This is a genomic window from Pseudomonas sp. R62 (genome assembly GCF_000257605.1).
GTDB classification, from domain to species: domain Bacteria; phylum Pseudomonadota; class Gammaproteobacteria; order Pseudomonadales; family Pseudomonadaceae; genus Aquipseudomonas; species Aquipseudomonas atacamensis.
This window is the reverse complement of record NZ_JH635999.1, coordinates 1,084,474-1,087,102: the sequence shown is the minus strand read 5'-3', so window position 1 is coordinate 1,087,102 and position 2,629 is coordinate 1,084,474. Positions and strand designations below refer to the sequence as shown.

At 59.0% G+C, this 2,629-nt stretch carries 2 protein-coding genes and 1 pseudogene; all 3 read left to right on the top strand.

Annotated features, from left to right (window positions below; genetic code table 11):
* A partial coding sequence (locus tag OQK_RS23150; protein WP_038861617.1) for an ABC transporter substrate-binding protein occupies positions 1-953 on the top strand: 953 nt, incomplete at its 5' end.
* Complete coding sequence (locus OQK_RS23145) at positions 953-2,014, top strand: microcin C ABC transporter permease YejB (RefSeq protein WP_016774508.1); 1,062 nt, start codon at positions 953-955, stop codon at positions 2,012-2,014. The genes OQK_RS23150 and OQK_RS23145, both read left to right, overlap by 1 nt.
* Positions 2,014-2,629 (top strand): annotated as a pseudogene (locus tag OQK_RS23140) (ABC transporter permease); the annotation flags it as partial. The gene OQK_RS23145 and the pseudogene OQK_RS23140, both read left to right, overlap by 1 nt.

The window sequence follows — 2,629 nt, the reverse complement described above, 5'->3', positions numbered from 1 at the left end:
CCCACCTCGCCACTGAAGCGCCGCAATCGGCCCAGGGTTTCGTGTTCAATCTGCAAAAGCCGATGTTCCAGGACCGCCGGGTACGCCAGGCACTGGCGATGCTCTGGGACTTCGAATGGAGCAACCGGCAGATGATGCGCAACGTCTATATCCGCCAGCAGAGCTACTTTTCCAATACCGATCTCGCCGCCCGGCAGTTGCCCGACGCTCAAGAGCTGAAGATTCTCGAACCGCTGCGCGGTCAGGTGCCTGAGGAAGTGTTCAGCAAAGTCTTCGAGGCGCCGAAGACCGACGGCAGCGGCATCATCCGTGACAAGCAGTTGCAAGCCCTGCAACTGCTTGAGCAGGCCGGCTGGAAACCGGATGGCGATCAACTGGTCAACGGCGCCGGCGAGCCGCTGAGCTTCACTTTTCTGGTCAGCCAGAACGGCATGGACCGCCTGCTGTTGCCCTACAAGCGCACGCTGAAGCAGATCGGCATCGAGCTGAATATCCGTCGCATCGACGCTTCGCAATACGTCAATCGCCTGATGAGTCGCGACTACGACATGATCGTCACCGGCTACCCCGTTACTACTTCTCCGGGCGGTGAGTTGCTCAACTATTTCGGCTCGGCAGCGGCCAACGATCCCGGCGCGAACAATTACATGGTGTTGAAAAACCCGGCGGTCGATACCTTGATCAACGGCCTGATCCGCGCTTCGACCCAATCAGACATGTTGCACTACGCCCATGCGCTGGACCGGGTGCTGCAATGGAACTACTACTGGATTCCCAATTACTACCCGCCAGGCACCTCGACCGTCTGGTGGAACCGCTTCGGCATTCCCACGGTGCAGGCGAGCAATGACGAAGCCATAGAGAGCTGGTGGGAAATCAGCCGCACGCCACTGACCAATCAGCAGATGACCGCCGAGAAAATCAGTCGCGGCAGACCCGGAGGGCCGCACTGATGTGGGGTTACATACTGCGGCGCCTGCTGCTGATCATTCCGACGCTCGTGATCATCCTGCTGGTCAATTTCGTCATCATCCAAGCCGCGCCCGGCGGACCAGTGGAACAAGCCATCGCCCATCTGCAAGGCATTGGCGGCGCCGGTGTTGGCGGTGGTGCCAGCGAGACATCGAGCAACGCTTCGCGCGCCAGCCGTGGTCTCGACCCGCAACTGATCAAGGACATCGAAAAGCAGTACGGTTTCGACAAACCGGCCCACGAGCGCCTGTGGCTGATGCTGAAGAACTACGCGCAACTGGACTTCGGCAAGAGCTTCTTCCGTGGTGCAACAGTCACCGACCTGATTCTGGAAAAGATGCCGGTGACCATTTCGCTCGGATTGTGGGCGACGCTGATCACCTATCTGGTGTCGATCCCGCTGGGCATCCGCAAGGCTGTGCACCACGGCAGCCATTTCGACATCTGGAGCAGCACGGCGATCATCATCGGTTACGCCATGCCGGCGTTTCTGTTCGCGATGTTCCTGATCGTGGTATTCGCCGGCGGTACTTCGTTGAACTGGTTTCCGGTGCGCGGACTGGTTTCGGACAACTTCGAATCGCTATCGACCCTGGGCAAGATCGCCGATTACTTCTGGCATCTGGTGCTGCCGGTCACCGCGCTGGTGATCGGTGGATTCGCGACCTTGACGATCCTTACAAAAAACTCGTTCCTCAATGAAATCACCCGACAGTACGTAGTGACGGCCCGCGCCAAAGGCTTGAGCGAACGCCGCGTGCTGTACGGACACGTGTTTCGCAACGCCATGCTGTTGGTGGTCTCGGGGATACCTCAGGCGTTCATCAGTGTGTTTTTCGCCGGCTCACTGCTGATCGAAGTGATCTTCTCCCTCGATGGCCTTGGGCGCATGAGTTACGAAGCAGCGGTATCACGGGACTACCCAGTGGTGTTCGGTTCGCTGTTCATTTTCACCCTGTTCGGACTGCTGATAAAACTGATCGGCGACCTCTGCTACACCCTCGTCGACCCGCGTATCGACTTTGCCGCGAGGAATGCCTGATGTTCAAGCTCTCGCCTTTGGGTCGTCGCCGTTTCGAACGCTTCAAGAAAAACCGTCGTGGCTGGTGGTCGCTGTGGCTGTTCATCGGCCTGTTCCTGCTGACGCTGGGTGGCGAATTGATCGCCAACGACAAACCGTTGATGGTCAGTTATCAGGGCCAATGGTACTTCCCGGTGTTCAAGCGCCACACCGAACAGGAGTTCGGCGGGCAACTGCCGTTTCAGGCCGATTACCGCAGCGAGTACGTGCAGAATCTGATTCGCAAGGACGGCGGCTGGTTGCTGTTCCCGCCGATTCCGTTCAGCGACGACACGCCCAACTATGACCTGAACAAACCGGCGCCGAGCCCACCCACATCGGTCAACTGGCTGGGCACCGACGATCAGGCGCGCGATGTGCTGGCGCGGGTCATCTTTGGTGCTCGAGTGTCGATTCTGTTTGCCCTGATGCTGACCTTTGTCAGCGCGCTGATTGGCATCGCCGCCGGCGCGTTGCAGGGCTATTACGGTGGCTGGGTCGATTTGCTCGGGCAGCGCGTACTTGAGGTCTGGTCGGGGCTGCCGGTGTTGTATCTGCTGATCATCCTTTCCGGGTTCGTCGAGCCGAATTTCTGGT

Excerpts from the sequence above, each read along its gene's own strand:
- OQK_RS23145 (WP_016774508.1), top strand. The coding sequence starts at position 953 with ATGTGGGGTTACATACTGCGGCGCCTGCTGCTGATCATTCCGACGCTC.